Source organism: Shewanella insulae (assembly GCF_009831655.1).
Lineage (GTDB): Bacteria > Pseudomonadota > Gammaproteobacteria > Enterobacterales > Shewanellaceae > Shewanella > Shewanella insulae.
Genome location: NZ_WRPA01000011.1, coordinates 46208 through 63743, shown reverse-complemented (window position 1 = coordinate 63743; position 17536 = coordinate 46208). Strand labels below are relative to the sequence as shown.

At 55.1% G+C, this 17536-nt stretch carries 14 protein-coding genes and 1 pseudogene; 5 read left to right on the top strand and 10 right to left on the bottom strand.

Features of this window, described 5'->3' with window-relative positions; genetic code table 11:
• Positions 1–15: 15 nt before the first annotated feature.
• The 3 genes and pseudogenes from GNT65_RS12865 to GNT65_RS12855 all read left to right on the top strand — a co-directional run.
• Positions 16–357, top strand: a pseudogene (locus tag GNT65_RS12865) (GreA/GreB family elongation factor); the annotation flags it as partial.
• 234 nt (positions 358–591) lie between these two features.
• Positions 592–2397, top strand: coding sequence for a thiamine pyrophosphate-binding protein (locus tag GNT65_RS12860; RefSeq protein ID WP_160796814.1), 1806 nt, complete (start codon positions 592–594; stop codon positions 2395–2397).
• Positions 2398–2524: 127 nt separating this feature from the next.
• On the top strand, positions 2525–4888 hold the full coding sequence (locus GNT65_RS12855) for a Tex family protein (RefSeq protein ID WP_160796812.1): 2364 nt from the start codon (positions 2525–2527) through the stop codon (positions 4886–4888).
• Between the two features lie 87 nt (positions 4889–4975).
• Here the strand turns inward: GNT65_RS12855 and GNT65_RS12850 are convergent, their stop codons facing one another.
• The gene (locus GNT65_RS12850; protein WP_160796810.1) at positions 4976–5194 is read right to left on the bottom strand and encodes a hypothetical protein; all 219 of its coding nucleotides are present in this window, start codon (positions 5192–5194) and stop codon (positions 4976–4978) included.
• 491 nt (positions 5195–5685) lie between these two features.
• Between GNT65_RS12850 and GNT65_RS12845 the strand changes: the two genes are divergently transcribed.
• Positions 5686–7674 carry an LTA synthase family protein gene (locus GNT65_RS12845; protein ID WP_160796808.1) on the top strand — a complete coding sequence of 663 codons (1989 nt, stop codon included), beginning with the start codon at positions 5686–5688 and terminating at the stop codon, positions 7672–7674.
• Here the strand turns inward: GNT65_RS12845 and GNT65_RS12840 are convergent.
• Both GNT65_RS12840 and bioH read right to left on the bottom strand, forming a co-directional pair.
• Positions 7667–8161: a hypothetical protein gene (locus GNT65_RS12840; protein WP_160796806.1), complete on the bottom strand. Its 495-nt coding sequence runs from the start codon at positions 8159–8161 to the stop codon at positions 7667–7669. The genes GNT65_RS12845 and GNT65_RS12840 overlap by 8 nt on opposite strands.
• Before the next feature lie 59 nt (positions 8162–8220).
• Positions 8221–9000, bottom strand: a complete 780-nt coding sequence (gene bioH / locus GNT65_RS12835; protein WP_160796804.1) for a pimeloyl-ACP methyl ester esterase BioH — start codon at positions 8998–9000, stop codon at positions 8221–8223.
• Between the two features lie 31 nt (positions 9001–9031).
• Here bioH and GNT65_RS12830 point away from each other — a divergent pair, with 31 nt between their 5' ends.
• Positions 9032–9790, top strand: coding sequence for a ComF family protein (locus tag GNT65_RS12830; RefSeq protein ID WP_160796802.1), 759 nt, complete (start codon positions 9032–9034; stop codon positions 9788–9790).
• 106 nt (positions 9791–9896) lie between these two features.
• On the opposite strand, the gene GNT65_RS12825 is transcribed toward GNT65_RS12830, so the two are convergent.
• The 7 genes from GNT65_RS12825 to hslR form a co-directional block, all read right to left on the bottom strand.
• The gene (locus GNT65_RS12825; RefSeq protein WP_160796800.1) at positions 9897–10094 is read right to left on the bottom strand and encodes a helix-turn-helix transcriptional regulator; all 198 of its coding nucleotides are present in this window, start codon (positions 10092–10094) and stop codon (positions 9897–9899) included.
• Positions 10091–10516 carry a hypothetical protein gene (locus tag GNT65_RS12820; protein ID WP_160796798.1) on the bottom strand — a complete coding sequence of 142 codons (426 nt, stop codon included), beginning with the start codon at positions 10514–10516 and terminating at the stop codon, positions 10091–10093. The genes GNT65_RS12825 and GNT65_RS12820 overlap by 4 nt, the downstream gene beginning before the upstream one ends.
• 257 nt (positions 10517–10773) lie before the next feature.
• The gene (locus GNT65_RS12815; protein ID WP_160796796.1) at positions 10774–12000 is read right to left on the bottom strand and encodes a dicarboxylate/amino acid:cation symporter; all 1227 of its coding nucleotides are present in this window, start codon (positions 11998–12000) and stop codon (positions 10774–10776) included.
• 333 nt (positions 12001–12333) lie between these two features.
• Complete coding sequence (locus GNT65_RS12810) at positions 12334–14118, bottom strand: hypothetical protein (protein ID WP_160796794.1); 1785 nt, start codon at positions 14116–14118, stop codon at positions 12334–12336.
• 207 nt (positions 14119–14325) lie between these two features.
• Positions 14326–15867, bottom strand: a complete 1542-nt coding sequence (locus tag GNT65_RS12805) for a phosphoenolpyruvate carboxykinase (protein ID WP_160796793.1) — start codon at positions 15865–15867, stop codon at positions 14326–14328.
• 190 nt (positions 15868–16057) lie between these two features.
• Complete coding sequence (hslO, locus tag GNT65_RS12800; RefSeq protein WP_160796792.1) at positions 16058–16918, bottom strand: Hsp33 family molecular chaperone HslO; 861 nt, start codon at positions 16916–16918, stop codon at positions 16058–16060.
• Between the two features lie 13 nt (positions 16919–16931).
• Positions 16932–17324, bottom strand: a complete 393-nt coding sequence (gene hslR / locus GNT65_RS12795) for a ribosome-associated heat shock protein Hsp15 (protein WP_011867415.1) — start codon at positions 17322–17324, stop codon at positions 16932–16934.
• Between the last annotated feature and the right edge of the window lie 212 nt (positions 17325–17536).

Here is a 17536-nt window from a genome sequence, read left to right as displayed (position 1 = left end):
TTGGCATGGTACTAATACACCTATAACAAGCGTCTGCTACGGCAGATAGACAGCCGGGTGCGCTATCTGGTGAAGCGGGTGGAAGATCTGCAGATCGTCGATTACTCGCCCCAGCAGGAGGGCAAGGTGTTCTTCGGCGCCTGGGTGGAGCTGGAGGACGAGGCGGGCAAGATAGTGCGCTATCGTATCGTCGGCAAGGATGAGCTGGATACCAAGCTTGGCTATATCACCATAGATTCGCCCATGGCGAGGGCGCTCATCGGCAAGCAGGTGGACGATGAAGTAGTGGTCAACACGCCCGCCGGTAAGAAGGAGTGGTACGTCAATAAGATCCAGTATAAGGCGTTTGACGACTAAACCTGCCTTCGCGATTTCAGCCTGGGTGTAAGCCTGGGCTAACGCCTTCGGCTTCAGTTAATGCACTGAAAAACAAATCAATACCTGCCTAATATAAGTCCTGTAACGAAATCTTGTCACTGCGGTTCGTCCTTGGTATAGCACTGCGCGCTAAGCCTTGATGATCTCGATCAAGGCGCAGATGCGCCGCAGCTCCTAGGCTACAGACATTTTTGGACAACCCGAGATTTTAACGTGTCTGTATCGATCGAATCTAACTTTGGCGCCGACTACGCCGCCCATCTGCCCCTACTTGGCGATAGCATCGCCGAGCTGCTGGCCTTCTTCGGTGTGAAACGTGTTTATGGTGTCGGTGGCGACTTCGTCGCTAACCTGATCAACACCTTGGATAAACGGGTGGCGGTATTGCCTTCTAGCAACGAGATGCACGCCGGCTTTAGCGCCTGTGCCCAGGCCGAGCTGAACCCGCTCGGGGTCTGTATGACTACCTATACGGTCGGTAGCCTGCCCTGCACCTCGGCGGCGGCCCTGGCACGTACCGAAGGCCTGCCCGTGGTGTTTATCTCGGGCGCACCCGGCGAGGCGGAGATAAACAGTCAGGCGCTGCACCACAGCGTGCATCCTCACACGGCATGGCACACGGATCTCGATGCGGCGCTCAACGCCTTCAAGGCGCTGGGCGTGCGCGCCGAGCGTCTGCAGGGCCAGCGTCACAGCGGCCAGCCTAACGTGGCCGCCGAGCAATTTCTGCAGCTGCTCACCTATGCCTATGTGAATCGTCAGCCCGTGTATATAGAGGTGCCACGGGATCTTATCTATCAGCCCACCCAGGCGCTGAGTCTGCCTGCCTCGCCGAGTGAACTTAGGCCCCAGGCGCTAAACCTGAGCGGCGCCGAGCTGATTGCCTGTCAGATCCGCACCCAGCTGCAGCGTGCCAAGGCGCCGCTGGTATTCCTCGGCGAGAAGCTCAGGCTCAATGCGCCGCTGCTTGAGAAGATTTTGGCCTTCTGCGAGCAAAATGGTCTGCCCTATGCCACCACCTGGTTTGGTAAGGGAATGTTGGATGAGTCGCGGCCACTCTGCCTGGGTAGCTACAACGGCGTATTCAGCCGCTTGCCGAATCAGGACTATATCGAGACCCAGGCCGACTATGTGCTCGAGCTGGGCACGGCCATCTTCCCCTCGGACACCAACAACGCCTTTAGCAGCCAGACTCACGCCATAGACAACCATGGCAACAAGACCATGCTCAAGGGCACCGCCCAGTGGGAGGCGGATATCGCCGCCGTGGTGGAGCTGCTGAGCGAGCAGCCAATCATCAGTGCACCCCCAAGTCTGACTCTTGAGGCCGACTCTAGAGCGTCAACGCCTGTGAGTACCAAGGATGCCGAGTTGGGCTATCACCATCTTTCGGCCTGTATCAACGCGGCGCAGCAGGCTAGCCAGCACCCCTTCATCTTTCTGCCCGAGGTGGGTAACTCGCTGTTTGCCAGCTTCGAGCTGACGACCCTGGGCAGCGATATCGGCCGCAGCTATCTGGCTAATCCTTGGTATGCGGCCATGGGCACCAGCCTGCCCTATGCCAGAGCCGTGGTAGATCAGCTAGCCGAGCAAGACAGTAAGCAGCCGGTGGTGGTGATCACCGGCGACGGTGGCTTTAACTTCCAGGCGAACGAGCTGATTAACCTGCAGAAGCAGGGGGCCAACCTGGTTATCGTCTACATGCGCAACAACATCTTCCATCTGGGTAAGGCCGGCGACGCGCCCATCTATGCCTGTAATCATGAGGGGTTCGATCCTAAGTTATTGATTCAGGCCTATGGTGGCAGGGGGCATCTGTGTCAGCAAAGCGGTGAGTTTGTCGATACCCTGTGTGGCTGCATCGCCAGTGGTGGCCTGCATCTTATCGAGGTGCCAGCCCCTATCGAGGAGCCATTCCAGAGCGATACCACCCAGAAGCTCAACTGTTACATCGGCTATCGTAATGGTCAGGCTGAGGCGACGCGCCGTTGGCAGGAGCTATGCGAAAAACGCAACTAAACTGAGAGACGTGTCGCCTTAATTGCCCTTTAATATCTGGGGTTGCGACAGATAGGGCGTACAACTTGGCACTGGGCTGTGTTATCTTTGGCGGCACTTAACTCTCTATTTGGGCACGACGTAATCTATGCAAAATATTGCACAAATCATCGCTCAGGAACTTAATGTTCGTGAGCAGCAAGTGACGGCAACTATCACTCTATTGGATGACGGCGCGACGGTTCCCTTCGTGGCACGTTATCGCAAAGAGGTCACAGGTGGTTTAGACGATACCCAACTGCGCACCCTCTATAGCCGCCTGGGCTATCTGCGCGAACTCAACGATCGCCGTCAGGTGATCCTCTCCAGCATTCAGGCCCAGGGCAAGCTGACCGCCGAGCTGCAGGCCGCTATCGATCAGGCCGACAGCAAGACGCGCCTGGAAGATCTCTATCTACCCTATAAGCCTAAGCGTCGAACCAAGGGGCAGATTGCCATCGAGGCCGGTATCGAACCTCTGGTGGATCGTTTGCTCAGTGATCGTCAGGCTGATATTCAGGCCCTGGCGAGCGAATACCTCAATGTCGAGGCGGGTTTCGATGAAGTGAAGGCCGTGCTCGATGGCGCGCGCTTTATCCTGATGGAACGTTTTGCCGAAGATGCCGAATTGCTGCAGAAGGTGCGTCAACATCTGACCCAGAACGCGGTGCTCGAGAGCCGTATGGTGAAGGGGAAGGAGAAAGAGGGCGCCAAGTTCAGAGACTATTTCGAGCATAGCGAGAAGCTGATGAATGTGCCTTCTCACCGTGCCCTGGCCATGTTGCGTGGTCGCAACGAAGGCGTGTTGAGCCTGAGCATGAATGCCGACCCGGACAGCGAGGCCAAGCAAGGCAGTTACTGCGAGGTGATCATTGCCGATCACTTCGGGCTCAAGCTGAGCGATTCCGCAGTGGATCAGTGGCTTAAGCTGGTGGTTACCTCCACTTGGCGCATCAAGATCGCGCTGCAGATGGAGACAGAGTTTATCGCCAAGTTGCGCGAGCGTGCCGAGACCGAGGCGATTAATGTCTTCGCCCGAAATCTTGGCGATCTGCTGATGGCGGCGCCTGCCGGTGCCAAGGCGACACTTGGATTAGATCCAGGCCTAAGAACCGGCGTCAAGGTGGCCATAGTCAACAACACGGGCAAGCTGATGGCCCATACCACCATCTTCCCCCATGCGCCGCAAAACCAGTGGGACAAGTCGCTCCGCACCCTGGCGAACCTGGTGAAGATGCATAAGGTAGAGCTGATAGCCATAGGCAATGGCACCGCCTCCCGTGAGACAGACAAGCTGGCGGGCGAGCTGATCGCCCAGCTGAAGAGCGAGTTGCCAGGACTCACCAAGATCATGGTGAGCGAGGCCGGCGCCTCGGTTTATTCGGCTTCCGAGCTGGCGGCGGAGGAGTTTCCCGAGCTGGACGTGTCGATTCGCGGCGCGGTCTCTATCGCACGTCGCCTGCAGGATCCCTTGGCCGAGCTGGTGAAGATAGAGCCTAAGTCTATCGGCGTGGGTCAGTATCAGCATGACGTGAGTCAGAGCCAGCTGTCACAGTCCCTCGAGGCTGTGGTGGAAGACTGTGTAAACGGCGTTGGCGTGGATCTCAACATGGCCTCCATGCCGCTGCTGACTCAGGTGGCCGGCCTGAACAAGACGCTGGCGCGCAATATCGTCGAGTACCGCGACCAAAATGGTCAGTTTACCTCGCGTAAACAGCTGCTTAAGGTGCCACGTCTCGGCCCCAAGGCGTTCGAGCAGGCGGCGGGTTTCTTGCGTATTCGTGAGGGCGACAACCCGCTGGATGCCAGCGCGGTGCACCCGGAGACCTATGCCCTGGTCGAGTCTATCGCCAAGGCCCAGCAGCAGGCGGTGGATGCCCTGATTGGCAACACAGATCTGCTCAAGCAGATCGATGCTAAGGCGTTTGTGACCGAGGAGTTTGGTCTGCCGACCATAGAAGATATTCTCAGCGAGCTGGATAAGCCGGGTCGTGACCCCCGCGGCGAGTTCAAGACCGCCGTGTTTAAGGAAGGGGTCGAGGAGATCAAAGATCTTAAGGTGGAGATGATCTTAGAGGGCGTGGTGACCAATGTGACCAACTTCGGTGCCTTCGTCGATATCGGCGTGCATCAGGATGGTCTGGTGCATATCTCGTCGCTAACCGACAAGTTTGTCAGCGATCCTCACACTGTGGTGAAGGCAGGCGATGTGGTCAAGGTCAAGGTGATGGAGGTCGACGCCGAGCGTAAGCGTATCAGCCTGACCATGCGTCTGGACGAGAAGCCGGGCGAGAAGCAAATGTCTCACCAAGGCGGCAAGAGCCAGGCGAAAGCGGGTCAGGGCAAGGGACATCAAGGTAAAGGCCCACAGGGCAAGAATCAGTCTAAGGGTCAGTACAAGCAGCCTAAGGCGCCAGCCAACGCGGCCATGGGTAATGCCTTTGCCGATGCCTTCGCCAAATTGAAGAAGTAATCTCGCTTTACCGTTTTTAAAGGCCGCACTTGCGGCCTTTTTTATGTGTGGCTTACGTATGGAACTGCTTGGTCGCTAGCACTGCAGCTAGAGCAGGAGTTCGGCAGAGAGTATCTTGAGCCGCCTGACGCCATTTTGTTTACCCCTGGCGATCACTTTCTGCTTGGCGAGCGTCAGGCCGCGGGCATTGACTATCACGCTGGCGCTGAGGGTGTTATCCAGGTGTGTCTTGTTCGCCTTGGGGCTGGGACGGCCGCTCAGCGGTGTGGGTGATTCGAAGCTATAGCTAATGAGGTAGTCAGCCATGGGGCGCCTCTGGCGTGGATCTCTGATATGAATGCATGTGTAACCGTATGAGTTGTCGTGTTTAAGCTGTTAGAAAATAACCAGTTGTTATTTTTATGTATTTACGAGGCCCTAAGGCTTGTTGGCTGATACTGTTCTCGGCAGGTGCCATGAGGGACTCAATTTCGAGCCCTGGGCGTATCCTCTTTAGACGGCGTAGAGCCGAGAGCCATCTATTATCTGATTGTTTTAACTGATGTTGTTGACTTATCTGACGCTATCCTACCCAGGGAGGGGGGAGATCGAAAGATAGTTACTATTCGATTTTTTAATAGATTATTGGGGCTTCTGGCGGGCAAAAAGCGCGGGAATCCACTATTTAGCTGATAATTCACGTCTTATTTAACTGTTACACTTTTCGAACTTTTTACTGACTTTTATGTCAAAATGGCACATTGCCGAGCGAACATGCTCGTACCCATTAAGCGATAGCGATTTTGATTGAGGAAACCATGACGACGTCCCACAAGAAACATGGGCCAATGCGGGCCATTGTCTACTTTGGCCTGATAGCCCTGGCCATCACGACACTGAGCCGTATTGGTTTGGGCATCTGGCAGGCCGATAGGGTCGCCGCCGTGGATGGCTGGCCACACCTGCTGCTTCAGGGACTGAGGGTCGACTTTGCCACTCTGTGTTGGTTATGGGGCATCGCCGCCCTAGGCACCACCATCTTTGGTGGCGACCATATAGTCGGCCGTGGCTGGAAGTCGGTACTGAGAGTCTGGCTGACCCTGGGCCTCTGGTTGATGATCTTCCTCGAGCTATCGACTCCCTCGTTTATCGACGAGTATGGCCTGAGACCGAATCGTCTCTATATCGAATACCTCATCTACCCCAAAGAGGTGCTCTCCATGCTGTGGACCAGCCGTAAGGGAGAGATCTTCCTCGGGCTGATCGTCAGCACCCTGAGTCTGTGGGGCGGCTGGCGCCTGAGTGGGCGCTTACTGAAAGAGGTGGTCTATCCGCGCTGGTTCTGGCGTCCGGCCATTGCCTTACTGGTTATCGCCGTGACCCTGATGGGCGCGCGCTCTAGCCTGGGGCACAGACCACTTAACCCCGCCATGGTGGCCTTCGCCGACGATCCGCTGGTGAACTCTCTGGTGGTGAACTCCTCTTATTCTCTGGTGTTTGCCATAGATCAGATGGCGGCGGAAGCCAATGCCTCTAAGGTGTATGGCAAGCTGGAGAAGAGCCAGATCATAGACAATATACGTAAAGACAGTGGTCGCCCGCTAAGCGCCTTCACCTCAGAGTCTCTGCCGAGCGTGACCTATAACCAGGCGAGTTTCCAGGGCAAGCCCAAGAACCTGGTGATCATACTGCAGGAGAGCCTGGGGGCGAGATTTACCGGTTACCTTGGCGGCCTGCCACTGACGCCTAATATCGACGCCTTGGCTAAAGAGGGCTGGGCCTTTAACCGTCTCTACGCCACGGGTACCCGTTCGGTGCGCGGCATCGAGGCGGTCACTACCGGCTTTACGCCAACCCCGGCACGTTCCGTGGTTAAGCTAGGTAAGAGCCAGACCGACTTCTTCACTATCGCCGATCTGCTGAAGATGAACGGCTATGAGACCCAGTTTATCTATGGCGGCGAGAGCCATTTCGACAACATGCGCAGCTTCTTCCTGGGCAACGGCTTTAGCGATATCGTGGATCAGAACGACTATAAAGATCCCGTGTTTGTCGGTTCATGGGGCGTGTCGGATGAAGACTTACTCAAGCGAGCCAATAACGAGTTTGAGCAGTTCCATAAGGAGGGTAAGCCTTTCTTTAGTCTAGTGTTTAGCTCCTCTAACCATGAGCCGTTCGAGTTCCCCGATGACCGCATCGAGCTTTATGATGAAACCAAGCAGACTCGTAACAACACGGCCAAGTATGCCGATTACGCCGTGGGTGAGTTCTTTAAGCTGGCGAAAGAGTCCAGCTACTGGAAAGACACATTATTTGTGGTGGTGGCCGACCATGAGAGCCGCGTAGGCGGTGCCTCTCTGGTACCTGTGGAGCAGTTCCGCATTCCAGCGATTATTCTTGGTGATGGCATCACGCCTAAGCTGGATCAGCGTGTGGCGAGCCAGATCGATCTGGCGCCGACCCTGTTGTCCTTGATGGGCGTCTCTGGCAGTTATCCTATGCTGGGTCGGGATCTGACTAAGATGGATGAAAACTGGCCAGGCCGCGCCCTGATGCAGTACGACAAGAATATGGCTTATTTAAGGGGTGACGATGTGGTTATCCTGCAGCCAGAGCGCGAGCCGACGGGTTATACCTATGACTTTGCAAACAAAGCGCTGACCCATAAGCCTCAGAGCGATGAGATGAAGCAGACCGCACTGTCGTGGGCGCTGTGGGGTAGCATGGCTTACCAACAACAGCTGTATCAGACGCCGCAGCAGAGCACGGCATCGAACAAATCGTCGGATGAAGCGTCGATCAGATAAAGGTGGATAACTCGGGCTCTCCCTTGGGGAGGGTCTGAGTCTGGTAGAAGCTGGCGATGTGGGCCGACACGCTCTGATAGAAGCTGCTGGCCTGATTCTCGAAGCGGGTCTTAGGTTTCTGGGGCTCTCTTGGCGTCTCAGTCTGCGCGCTACGTATGTCGCGACGTGCCAGCGCAGGCTTCATTATCAGCGGCCGTATGATGGCCGCAGCCCCCTGTTTAGCCTGTTGCTGTTGATGTTGACCTTCCTGTTGATGTTGACCCTGTCCCTGCTGCTTGGCCTGCACCTTCTCGTTGAGCTTAGCCTGAACGTTGGCCTGCTCTGCCGCACGTTCGTTCTGCGGATTGAAGGGGCGTTCCTCGTTGCTCTTGGCGAGTTGCGGCGCAGGTATGATAGGTGGGCGTTGCTGACTCTCTACCCGCGCGCTATCGGTCGCGGCGTTGGTCGTCGCGATAGGCACTTGCGGATAGTTGGTCACCACTAACATAGAAACCCCCTCAGAGAACTGCTTAAATAATAATCAAAAAGTGATAGAAGTTAAAGTGATTATTCTTTAAGCGTCTTCAGCCAGGCCTCGACTCCCTGGACGAAGGCATCCCTGTGGGAGAAGAAGGGGGCATGGGAGGCCTTGGGCAGCATGATATCTTGATAGCGTGATTCGCAAACCGGCATCAGCGGCTGTACCCGGCGGGACACCAGGCCGTCTAATCTTCCCCATACCCTGAGCCAGGGAGCCTTGATTTCTGTGAGTTCACGCCTGAGATCTACTTGTTTGAGCATCTGTAGGCCGGTGCGCAGCGCGCCAGCATCCGGCAGCGGCTTGGCCATCACCAGATCTCTTAGCCGCTTGATGTCCTGCTTGGCGGTCTCGCTCCCCATGGCCTGGATGGCCAGGAAACGCTCTATCATCTTACCGAGATCTTTCTCCAGCTGGTCGCCAAACTGCCCCAAAATTTGCGGGGGAATACCCGGCCAACCCTCGTCGTCACGCGCCATGAAACAGGGAGAGGAGGCTATGGTCAACAGGGCATCGATGCGCTCTGGGTAACGCAGGGCGGCGCGGGTGGCGACCAATCCCCCCAGCGACCAACCGGCCCAGATCGCCCGCTCTGGCACCTGAGCCATGATGTGGTCGACCCAGGCATCCAGATCTCCCTCTATGGCTGGGCTATCGCCGAAGCCCGGCAGATCGATGCACAGAAGTTGATGATCTTTGAGTGCGTGATGCAAAGGGGTAAAGACGGCGCTGTTCACCCCCCAGCCGTGCAGCAGGACGATGGGGCGGCCTTGGCCTATAGTTTCAATATGCAAGGATTGCTGACTCACTAAGATGCCTCTGGATCGTAAGGTTAGTTAAATGGATAGAACTCATCTGCATTTATCGCGCAGGCAGTGGCTCGTGCAACTGCGGCGACTGCTGGCGGCTAGTCTACCCAATCGCTGTATGATCTGCCATCAAAGGGTGGTCTTGCCACAGCGAGGCATCTGCCTCACCTGTCTCGATGCCGGGCTCTATTCGTCGCCGACTTGTCTGGGATGTGGCCGCGCTATGCCTCAGCAGAAAGCCTATTGTGGCGGCTGCATGACGGGCCAGCCCCTCAAGGTGGTGGCGCCTGCTAGTTATCACCAGGGACTGGGGGAGACGGTGGCGGCGATCAAGTACCAGGGGCAACTCGCAGGTTTAACTCCCTTGGTGCAGGCTCTGGTGAGGCGTATTCGGCTGCTGGCTGAGGCGGAGATCATCTCCTTGCCTCAGGCCTTGTTGCCCGTGCCCCTGCATCCACGTCGCCTGCGTGAGAGGGGCTTTAATCAGGCCTTTGTTATCGCCAGCGAACTCGGCCGAGCCCTAGGTTTGCCTGTGCTGCCAGATGCTCTGGAGCGACTCAGCGATACGCCGCCCCAGGCGGGGCTGACGGGTAAGCAGCGACGGCGCAATCTCGCCGGCGCCTTTCGTTTGATAGAGGAGTTCGATTTTCAGCGTGTCGCGCTGATCGATGATGTGGTGACAACCGGCACCACGGCTAAGGAGATCGCCAAGCTGTTCGAGGCGCGCTACATCCAGGTGCAGGTGTGGTGTCTGGCACGTGCCGAGGCGCCCCACCTTATGGAGCAATAGTCGTTACGGCGCCAGTTGTGATGCAAGTATCCCATGAGTGAACGGCGAGGAGGACTTATTTTGCAGAGCAACCACGGCGATACTGGCACCGATCGTCGCTAATGCCCTAGGCATCTTCATCTTCGAAGATCGCCTCTATAGGGAGCTGAAACAGCCGGGCGATCTTAAAGGCTAGCGGTAGGCTGGGATCGTACTTACCCTTCTCGATAGCGTTGACCGTTTGTCTCGACACATCCAGCAGGCCCGCCAGGTCGGCCTGAGTCCAGTTATGCTCGGCGCGCAGGGGTTTTAGACGGTTCTTCATCTGTAACTTAGTCTCCCGAAGATTATCCCTAGCATATAGGTGAGCGACAGTAGCACCACCAGATAGGCCGCCTTGAGATCCGGTAGCAGATCTGCCATATCCAGAATCGAATAGAGAGAGAAGCCTATGATACTGACGCCGACGGCCAAGGCGAGGGCGTCGAGCTGTATCTTACGTTCCATCTCGTCGAGTTGGCGCAGGAAGCGTTTAAAGGCCAACAGCATCCAGATGCCGATGACCCCATGGAGGATGAAGCTGCTTGCCAGCACCCAGGTGGTCGTCAGATAACCTTGATGGGCCAGGAAGGAGGTGCCGCCTAGGCTGAGCGCCCACAGCAGGGCGAGCAGGTTCACCCGATTGGCATTTTGAATATCCCTTAACGGTAGCCCCTTGGAGCAGATGGCGTCGATGATCTGTTTCATGTGCAGTTCCTCTCGCTTGCTTAAAATGTCAAATACCCTTTACATAACAAGTTAGGCTAAAAAAGAAGCATAGTCAAGTGTGCTTTACATAAAGTTTGGTTTATTTGACTTTCGAGTGGCTGGGAATGATGCTGAGACTGGATTTGCATCGGAGAGAAGGATTGAGCGAAAGCACAGCTTATTGAGCGATAGCTGATAGGTGGGAGCAGATAGCCAGGTGCTGATTGCACCCGGCTAAGAGAAAGTCGTAAAGCCCGTTACTCGGCCTTGGTGTATTTATCCAAGATCACCGCGCAGGCGGCATCGCCTGTGATGTTGAGCGAGGTACGGATCATGTCAAACACCCTGTCTAGGGCGAACAGCAGCGGCAGGCCGTCGATGGGAATACCCGCGGCCAGCAGTACGGCCACCACCAGGAAGGAGGGGCCGGGGACGCCTGCTTGCCCTATGGCGCCCAGAGTCGAGGTGAAGATGATCGCCATGTAGGCGCCCAGGCTAAGATCTATGCCGTACATCTGGGCAAAGAAGATAGCCACTAGGCCGTAGTAGATGGCGTTACCGCTCATGTTGATGGTGGCGCCCAGGGGCAGCACGAAGGAGGCGGTAGGTTTAGAGACGCCCAGTTCTTCCTCACAGGTTTCCATGTTCACCGGCAGGGTGGCCATGGAGGAGGCGGTAGAGAGCGCCATCACCTGGGGCTTCTTCATGACACTGATGAACTTCTTGGCGCTGACATTGGAGAACAGCTGCACCAGCAAAGGGAAGAAGAGGAAGCCAAACAGCAGGATGCCGAAGATAAACACGGCAAACAGCTTAAATACCACCTCTAGTGCGTCGAAGCCGAAGGTACCGACCGAGTCGGCCATCAGGCCGAACACGCCGATAGGGGCGATCACCATGACGCAGTTGATCATCCAGACAAAGGCGTCGACTATGGTGTTGAGGGCCGCCAGGATCGGCTTGCTGCCTTCCCCCTTCACCTTGGTGAGGGCGATACCGAAGAAGATGCTAAAGACTAAGATCTGCAGGATATTGCCACCGGTTAGCGATTCGAACACATTGGTGGGGATCATGCCGATAAAGGTGTCCATCACGCCGGGCAGGGCACCATGTTTTTCGGTTACCGTCATCAGGCCACTGGCGCTGTGGGCGGTGAAATCGACACCCTTGCCGGGTTGGAACAGGTTACCCAGCAGTATTGCCAAGGAGACGGCCACGCCCGAGGTGAGGATGAAGAAACCAAAGGTACCTATGCCTATCTTGCCCGCCGAGGGGCTGTCGCCCAGGCTGGCGGCGCCGGAGATGATGGAGACCAGCACCAAAGGAATAACCAACATCTTGATTAGGTGGATAAATATGGTGCCGAGCGGTGCAAACATGCTGGCCTGTTCACCCATTATAAAACCGACGGCGGCACCGATAATCATGGCGATCACCACCTGTACCCCGATATTGCCTAGTAGCTTACTTGTCTTGGTTTTCACCTTTGCCTCGTCTTGTCGTCACTTATGCTTTTGAAATGAGTATAGTCTTGCAGGCGCGCAGCGTAGCACGGGCGAGGGGAGGAGTCTGTGAATTGGGGCTTATCCTGGAGATAAAGCCTAAGCTGAGATTAAGTACTGAGTCTAAGTATTGGATGCGAGCGGCGAGGTTTTGGGCTGAATAGAGAGACTCATTTGGCAAACTGCTGGGGAAACTATTTGTTGAAAGAGACTGAGAAAGAAAAGGAGGATGGCATTCACCATCCTCTTTCTTATTTAGCTGACTCTATGGCTTACCTTTGCTTAGCAGTAAGCTCTAACGCGTCCGGCATAATGCTATTGCCCCTTGACGATCGCCTCCAGGTGTTTGTAGAAGCGTTGGTTGAAGCCATCCTCTTCGCCATCATAGGTAATGCTTAGGTGTTGATGACGCTGACTATACTCTGAGGAGCCTTTGTTGATCATCACCTCGAAAATATCAGCACCGTCAATTAGGTAATCCGTAGCCAGCACAAAATTGGCAAACTGAGGCTCGACGATCTCTACTATGTGGATTATCGACTGGTCACTCGGACTGTCAATTAATGACCATTCAAAGGTGGCCTCGGTCATTTTGTTTGTAATGCGTTGATTTTCTTCGTCTATAACTAGTTCGTCAGGATAGAGGGATGGCCAAGATAGACGTGCGACATCCGCCGTGGTCAGTTGCTGAGGATCTTGATGGAGTGGCATCTCCTTAGTGTCGAACTCCTCTGTTCGGCACATCACGTCTTCCGCCTGATGGATTCGGTAGCGATATACCTGGCTTGGCCAGTTGAGTTCGGCCAGCTTGAGAGCCGGTGGTGTGGTGCTGAGAATGGCCTGCCACTCCTCGCCAGTGCCTGAATATTTGGTGAATTCAATTGTCACCGGGACGTTAGTACCGCTGTAGACACTATTCATAGTATTATCAATGAATGTCATGGCTGGAGGCTGGTAGCCCTGATCTTTCCTATCTGGATTAATCCATTTTTTCATGTCGGTATTCCAACACTCTAGGTGATCATCTTCCTCGACAGGGGTCCTGAGGACCAGACCTGTCACCTGATTGTCACTAATTCTCCCGATGAAAGAGAGCTCTGGGTTACCATAATCGAGAGTGAAAAAATGCTCGAGTATTGCAGGGCCCAGATTGAACATACTGGGCTGCTGCCCTTCCTCTAGGTAATTGGTGGTTATCACCTGCCAATCGGCGTCTGACATGATCTTCGCATCTATGGGCGTCTCGATATACTCTTCGGCGATCAGCGCATTGTTGACCAGGAAGCGCACCGCCATGGGGTCGCTGGCTAAATAATCCTCGGTGCTCATGCCACTCTCATCTACCAGGTCTCTTAGCTGGTCACGGGTAATCGACATGATGTCATCCACGGCCAGCACATCGCCGAGCTGCTCGCCGATCAGCGCCTCGAGATGACGGTGCAGTTGGTAGGTGTCGACAAATTCAGGGCTGAGGGATTGCTCGGCGCTGAGTTTATAGGGATTGCCGTCGCGCTCGTAGATATTCAGCAATAGAGCGGCCAGCAGACCGCGCTGAGTGACGATATCAAGGGATGTGGTACCGGCGGCGCGCATGCGGGCGACGCGCTGATACTCCAGATGAGTCATAGGGTTGATCTCACCGCCGTGTTCCTGCAGGGCCACCAACTTGCCGACTCCTTCCATGGAGATCACGCCCTGATTGCTATCGGATTTGGAGGCATTGGCATTGAGCGCATCGGTGCGAAATGCGGCCTTGAGCAGGGCCGGTTTAGTGGCGGTTTCTGCCGCCTGTTGCCAGTTGGCGATCAGATCATAGACAGGCATCTCGACATCGCTGCTCCAATCGATCTGGTACTTGCCATCGACATCTGCGATGGTGCTGGGTTCGTCGGTATCACAGCTGGCATTCTGGTTGAGATCCACACAGACCTCGGCGCCGGCGACCGCGCCCTGGTACACCACAGTGCCTATGACTTGATGATCGAAGCTTGTGGGTGGCACGCCACCGTCGGTTGGGGTATCTGAATCGTCATTGGAGCCGCCGCAGGCACTGAGTAGACAGGTACCGAGCAGCAGAGAGCTAAGGTGAGTTAAACGCATATTTGTGTCCTTACAAATATTAACAATGAAAAGGACCCGACAACGACAACTTAGCCAAGGTCCAATACGGCTGAAAGGACATTATCTATGGCTTTGATTAAATTACCATTACCCGAACGGGTAGGTTGGAAGGCGGGGCTTGCTGAGAGTTAGGCAACAAAAAATGGCCCCGAGGGGCCATTTTTATACTGTTATCGGACGCAGGGCTTAAGCCTTAGGGCCAGCCTGTTTGATGGCGTCAGAGACGTCGTACTTAGTGAAGTTGGCGGCAAACTCTTCTGCCAGCTGCTGGGCGTACTTGTCGTACTCAGCCTTATCGGTCCAGGTATTGACCGGGTTAAGCAGCTTGGCATCGACGCCAGACACGGCCACAGGCACGTCCAGGTTTAGCTTGTCGATGTGCACAGTTTCCACATCCTTCAACTCGCCGCTGACGATGGCATCGACGATGGCGCGGGTCGTTGGGATATCGAAACGCTTACCTACGCCGTGTGGACCGCCGGTCCAGCCGGTGTTGACTAGATATACCTGGCTACCGAATGACTCGATACGCTTCATTAGCAGCTCGGCATATACGCCAGCCGGACGCGGGAAGAATGGCGCGCCGAAACAGGTCGAGAAGGTCGACTGAATCGCAGAGGTAGAGCCCATCTCGGTCGAGCCTACCTTGGCGGTATAGCCAGAGAGGAAGTGGTAGGCCGCCTGTTCCTTGCTCAGCTTAGACACTGGAGGCAGTACGCCTGATACGTCACAGGTCAGGAAAACCACGGCATTTGGCTCAGCGCCGCGGTTCTCTTCCTTACGCTGAGCGATGTGCTCCAGCGGGTAGGCCGCGCGGCTGTTCTCGGTCAGCTCTGTGTTGCTGTAGTCAGGAACGCGTTGCTCATCCAGAGTCACGTTTTCAAGTACGGTACCGAAACGAATAGCGTCCCAGATCACCGGCTCGTTCTTCTGGCTCAGATCGATACACTTGGCGTAGCAGCCACCTTCGATATTGAATACGCCGCCTGGTGCCCAGCCATGTTCGTCGTCGCCGATGAGGAAACGCTTAGGATCGGCAGACAGTGTGGTCTTGCCTGTGCCAGATAGACCGAAGAATAGGGTGGTGTCGCCTTCGCTGCCGACGTTGGCCGAGCAGTGCATTGGCAGTACGCCTTTGGCAGGCAGTAGGAAGTTCTGCACTGAGAACATAGACTTCTTCATCTCGCCGGCGTACTTAAGGCCTGCCAGCAGTACCTTGCGATCGGCGAAGTTGATGATGACGGTGGCGTCAGAGTTGGTGCCGTCACGGGCAGGATCACACTCGAAACCCGGGGCGTTCATGATCTGCCAAACGGGCTTGTTGGCGACGTTAAACTGCTCAGGCACGATAAACAGGTTACGGGCGAAAAGCTGATGCCAGGCGGTCTCGGTTTTTACTTCAATAGGTTGGTAGTGCTCAGGGTCGGCACCCACTTCCAGCTCAGAAACAAAAGTCTCCTTGTCGGCCAGGTAGGTCGCAACGCGATCCCATAGGGCGTTAAAGGCATCCATGGCGAACGGCTTGTTGACCGAACCCCAATCGATTTCATTTTCGCTACTTGCTTCTTTCACGATAAAGCGGTCGTTGGGTGAGCGTCCGGTACGCTCGCCAGTTTTTGCCACTAATGCACCATTCGCCGTTAGCTCTCCTTCGCCGCGTGCGAGTGCAAACTCAACTAGTTGTGCCGTAGAGGGATTTCTATGAGTCTGCTTAGATCCATCCGCCATCTGTAAGGTCTCCATCATTCGAGTAGGGTTGGCCGGTCTGTGCCAGCTTGTTTTTGTTTTATCTGCATGATTTGCAGAGGCCCGATTGTAACTTAAGCGGAATTGAATGTGTGAGGAAGATCGCGAAAATCGTAAAAAAAAGAGGATGCGCACAGGCATCCTCTTTATCTAGTGAAATTAGGCCGATGATTTACTGTTGAGTATCTGACTTGGGAGCATTTTTGAATAGTGCCTCGACATCGATGGAGTCGAAGCTGTAGCTGGAGTTACAGTACTCACAGCCCATCTCGATCTTGCCTTGTTCTGCCAGGATGGCGTCCAACTCTTCCTTCGCCACGGTTTTCAGTGCCTGACCGCTGCGCTCACGGGAGCAGGTACAGGAGAAGGTGACCTCGATAGGATCGAACAGGCGAACCTCTTCCTGGTGATACAGACGGTGCAATACTTCTGTTGCCTCGAGATCAAATAGCTCCTCGGCCTTGATGGTGCTGGTCAGCTGTTCGAGATGTTCGAACTCTTGGTTGTGCTCGTTCTCGCCTGGTAAGACCTGGAGCAACATGCCGGCGGCTTGCTTGCCGTTGGCAAACAGGCGGATGGCGGTCGGCAGCTGCTCAGACTGCAGGAAGTATTGCTCCAGACACTCGGCCAGGGTTTCCTTCTCCAATGCCACTACGCCTTGATAACGCTCGCCGTTGCTCGGAGTCAGGGTGATCACCATGTGTCCCTGGCCCATAAGCTGTTGTAGGCTGGCGTCTTTGGCGACCTCGCCTTCCCAGCGTGCGACGCCGCGCAGCTGTTGTAGGTTGTTGCCATTGATCACCGCCAGCGATACCGGGCCGTTGCCCTGCACCTGTACGCTGATATCACCATCAAATTTCAGTGTGGCGGTGAGTAAAGAGGTGGCCGCCATCAGCTCGCCCAGCAGACGGGCAATGGCTTCAGGGTAGGTGTGAGCCGATAAGATCTCTTGATAGCTCTTCTCTAGCTGTACGATTTGTCCGCGCACATCGGCGTTGTCGAATAGGTAACGGTTTAAGATATCTTTACTCATTTGTGTCTCACAGTTAGCTTTCTTTAAAGCGTATTAGTTGGCGACGCTGTTTCTTGTCTGGCTTGGTATCCGGCGCGGGATTGTTAAGCACATTCAAGCGTCTTGCCTCGGCATAGGTCTCGCGTTTGGCTATGCTTTCTGGCGTCTCTTCATATAAGGTTTGGGCGACCACCGCCTTCTGGCGCTGCTCGGATAATTTTTTTATGACGATCTCTTTTTCGTCATATCCTTGTCGTAATCTAATCACGGCGTCGACTTCGGCCAGCTTGCTCGACTTAGTGCGCTGGCCATTGTAGTGCACCTTACCGCCGTTGATCATCTCTTTGGCGATTGCACGCGTCTTATAGAAGCGGGCGGCCCACAGCCACTTGTCGAGCCGAACGCCAAGCTCTTTCTCTGAGGTCATGGTGATCAGGTCTCCTTAGGTGTATAAAGATGTGCAAGCTCACAGGCTTAAAAAATAGTCCATACTTGTTGTTAGCCAACAGATGAGATAGCGACAGACCTCACACCCTTTTTAGGCGCGTAAAGTTAGCATAAATCGCCTCTATAGGCCAATAAAGAGACTGTTATGGGCTTGTTGCGATTAGCTGTGTAGGTTAGCATGAGCCACAGCTA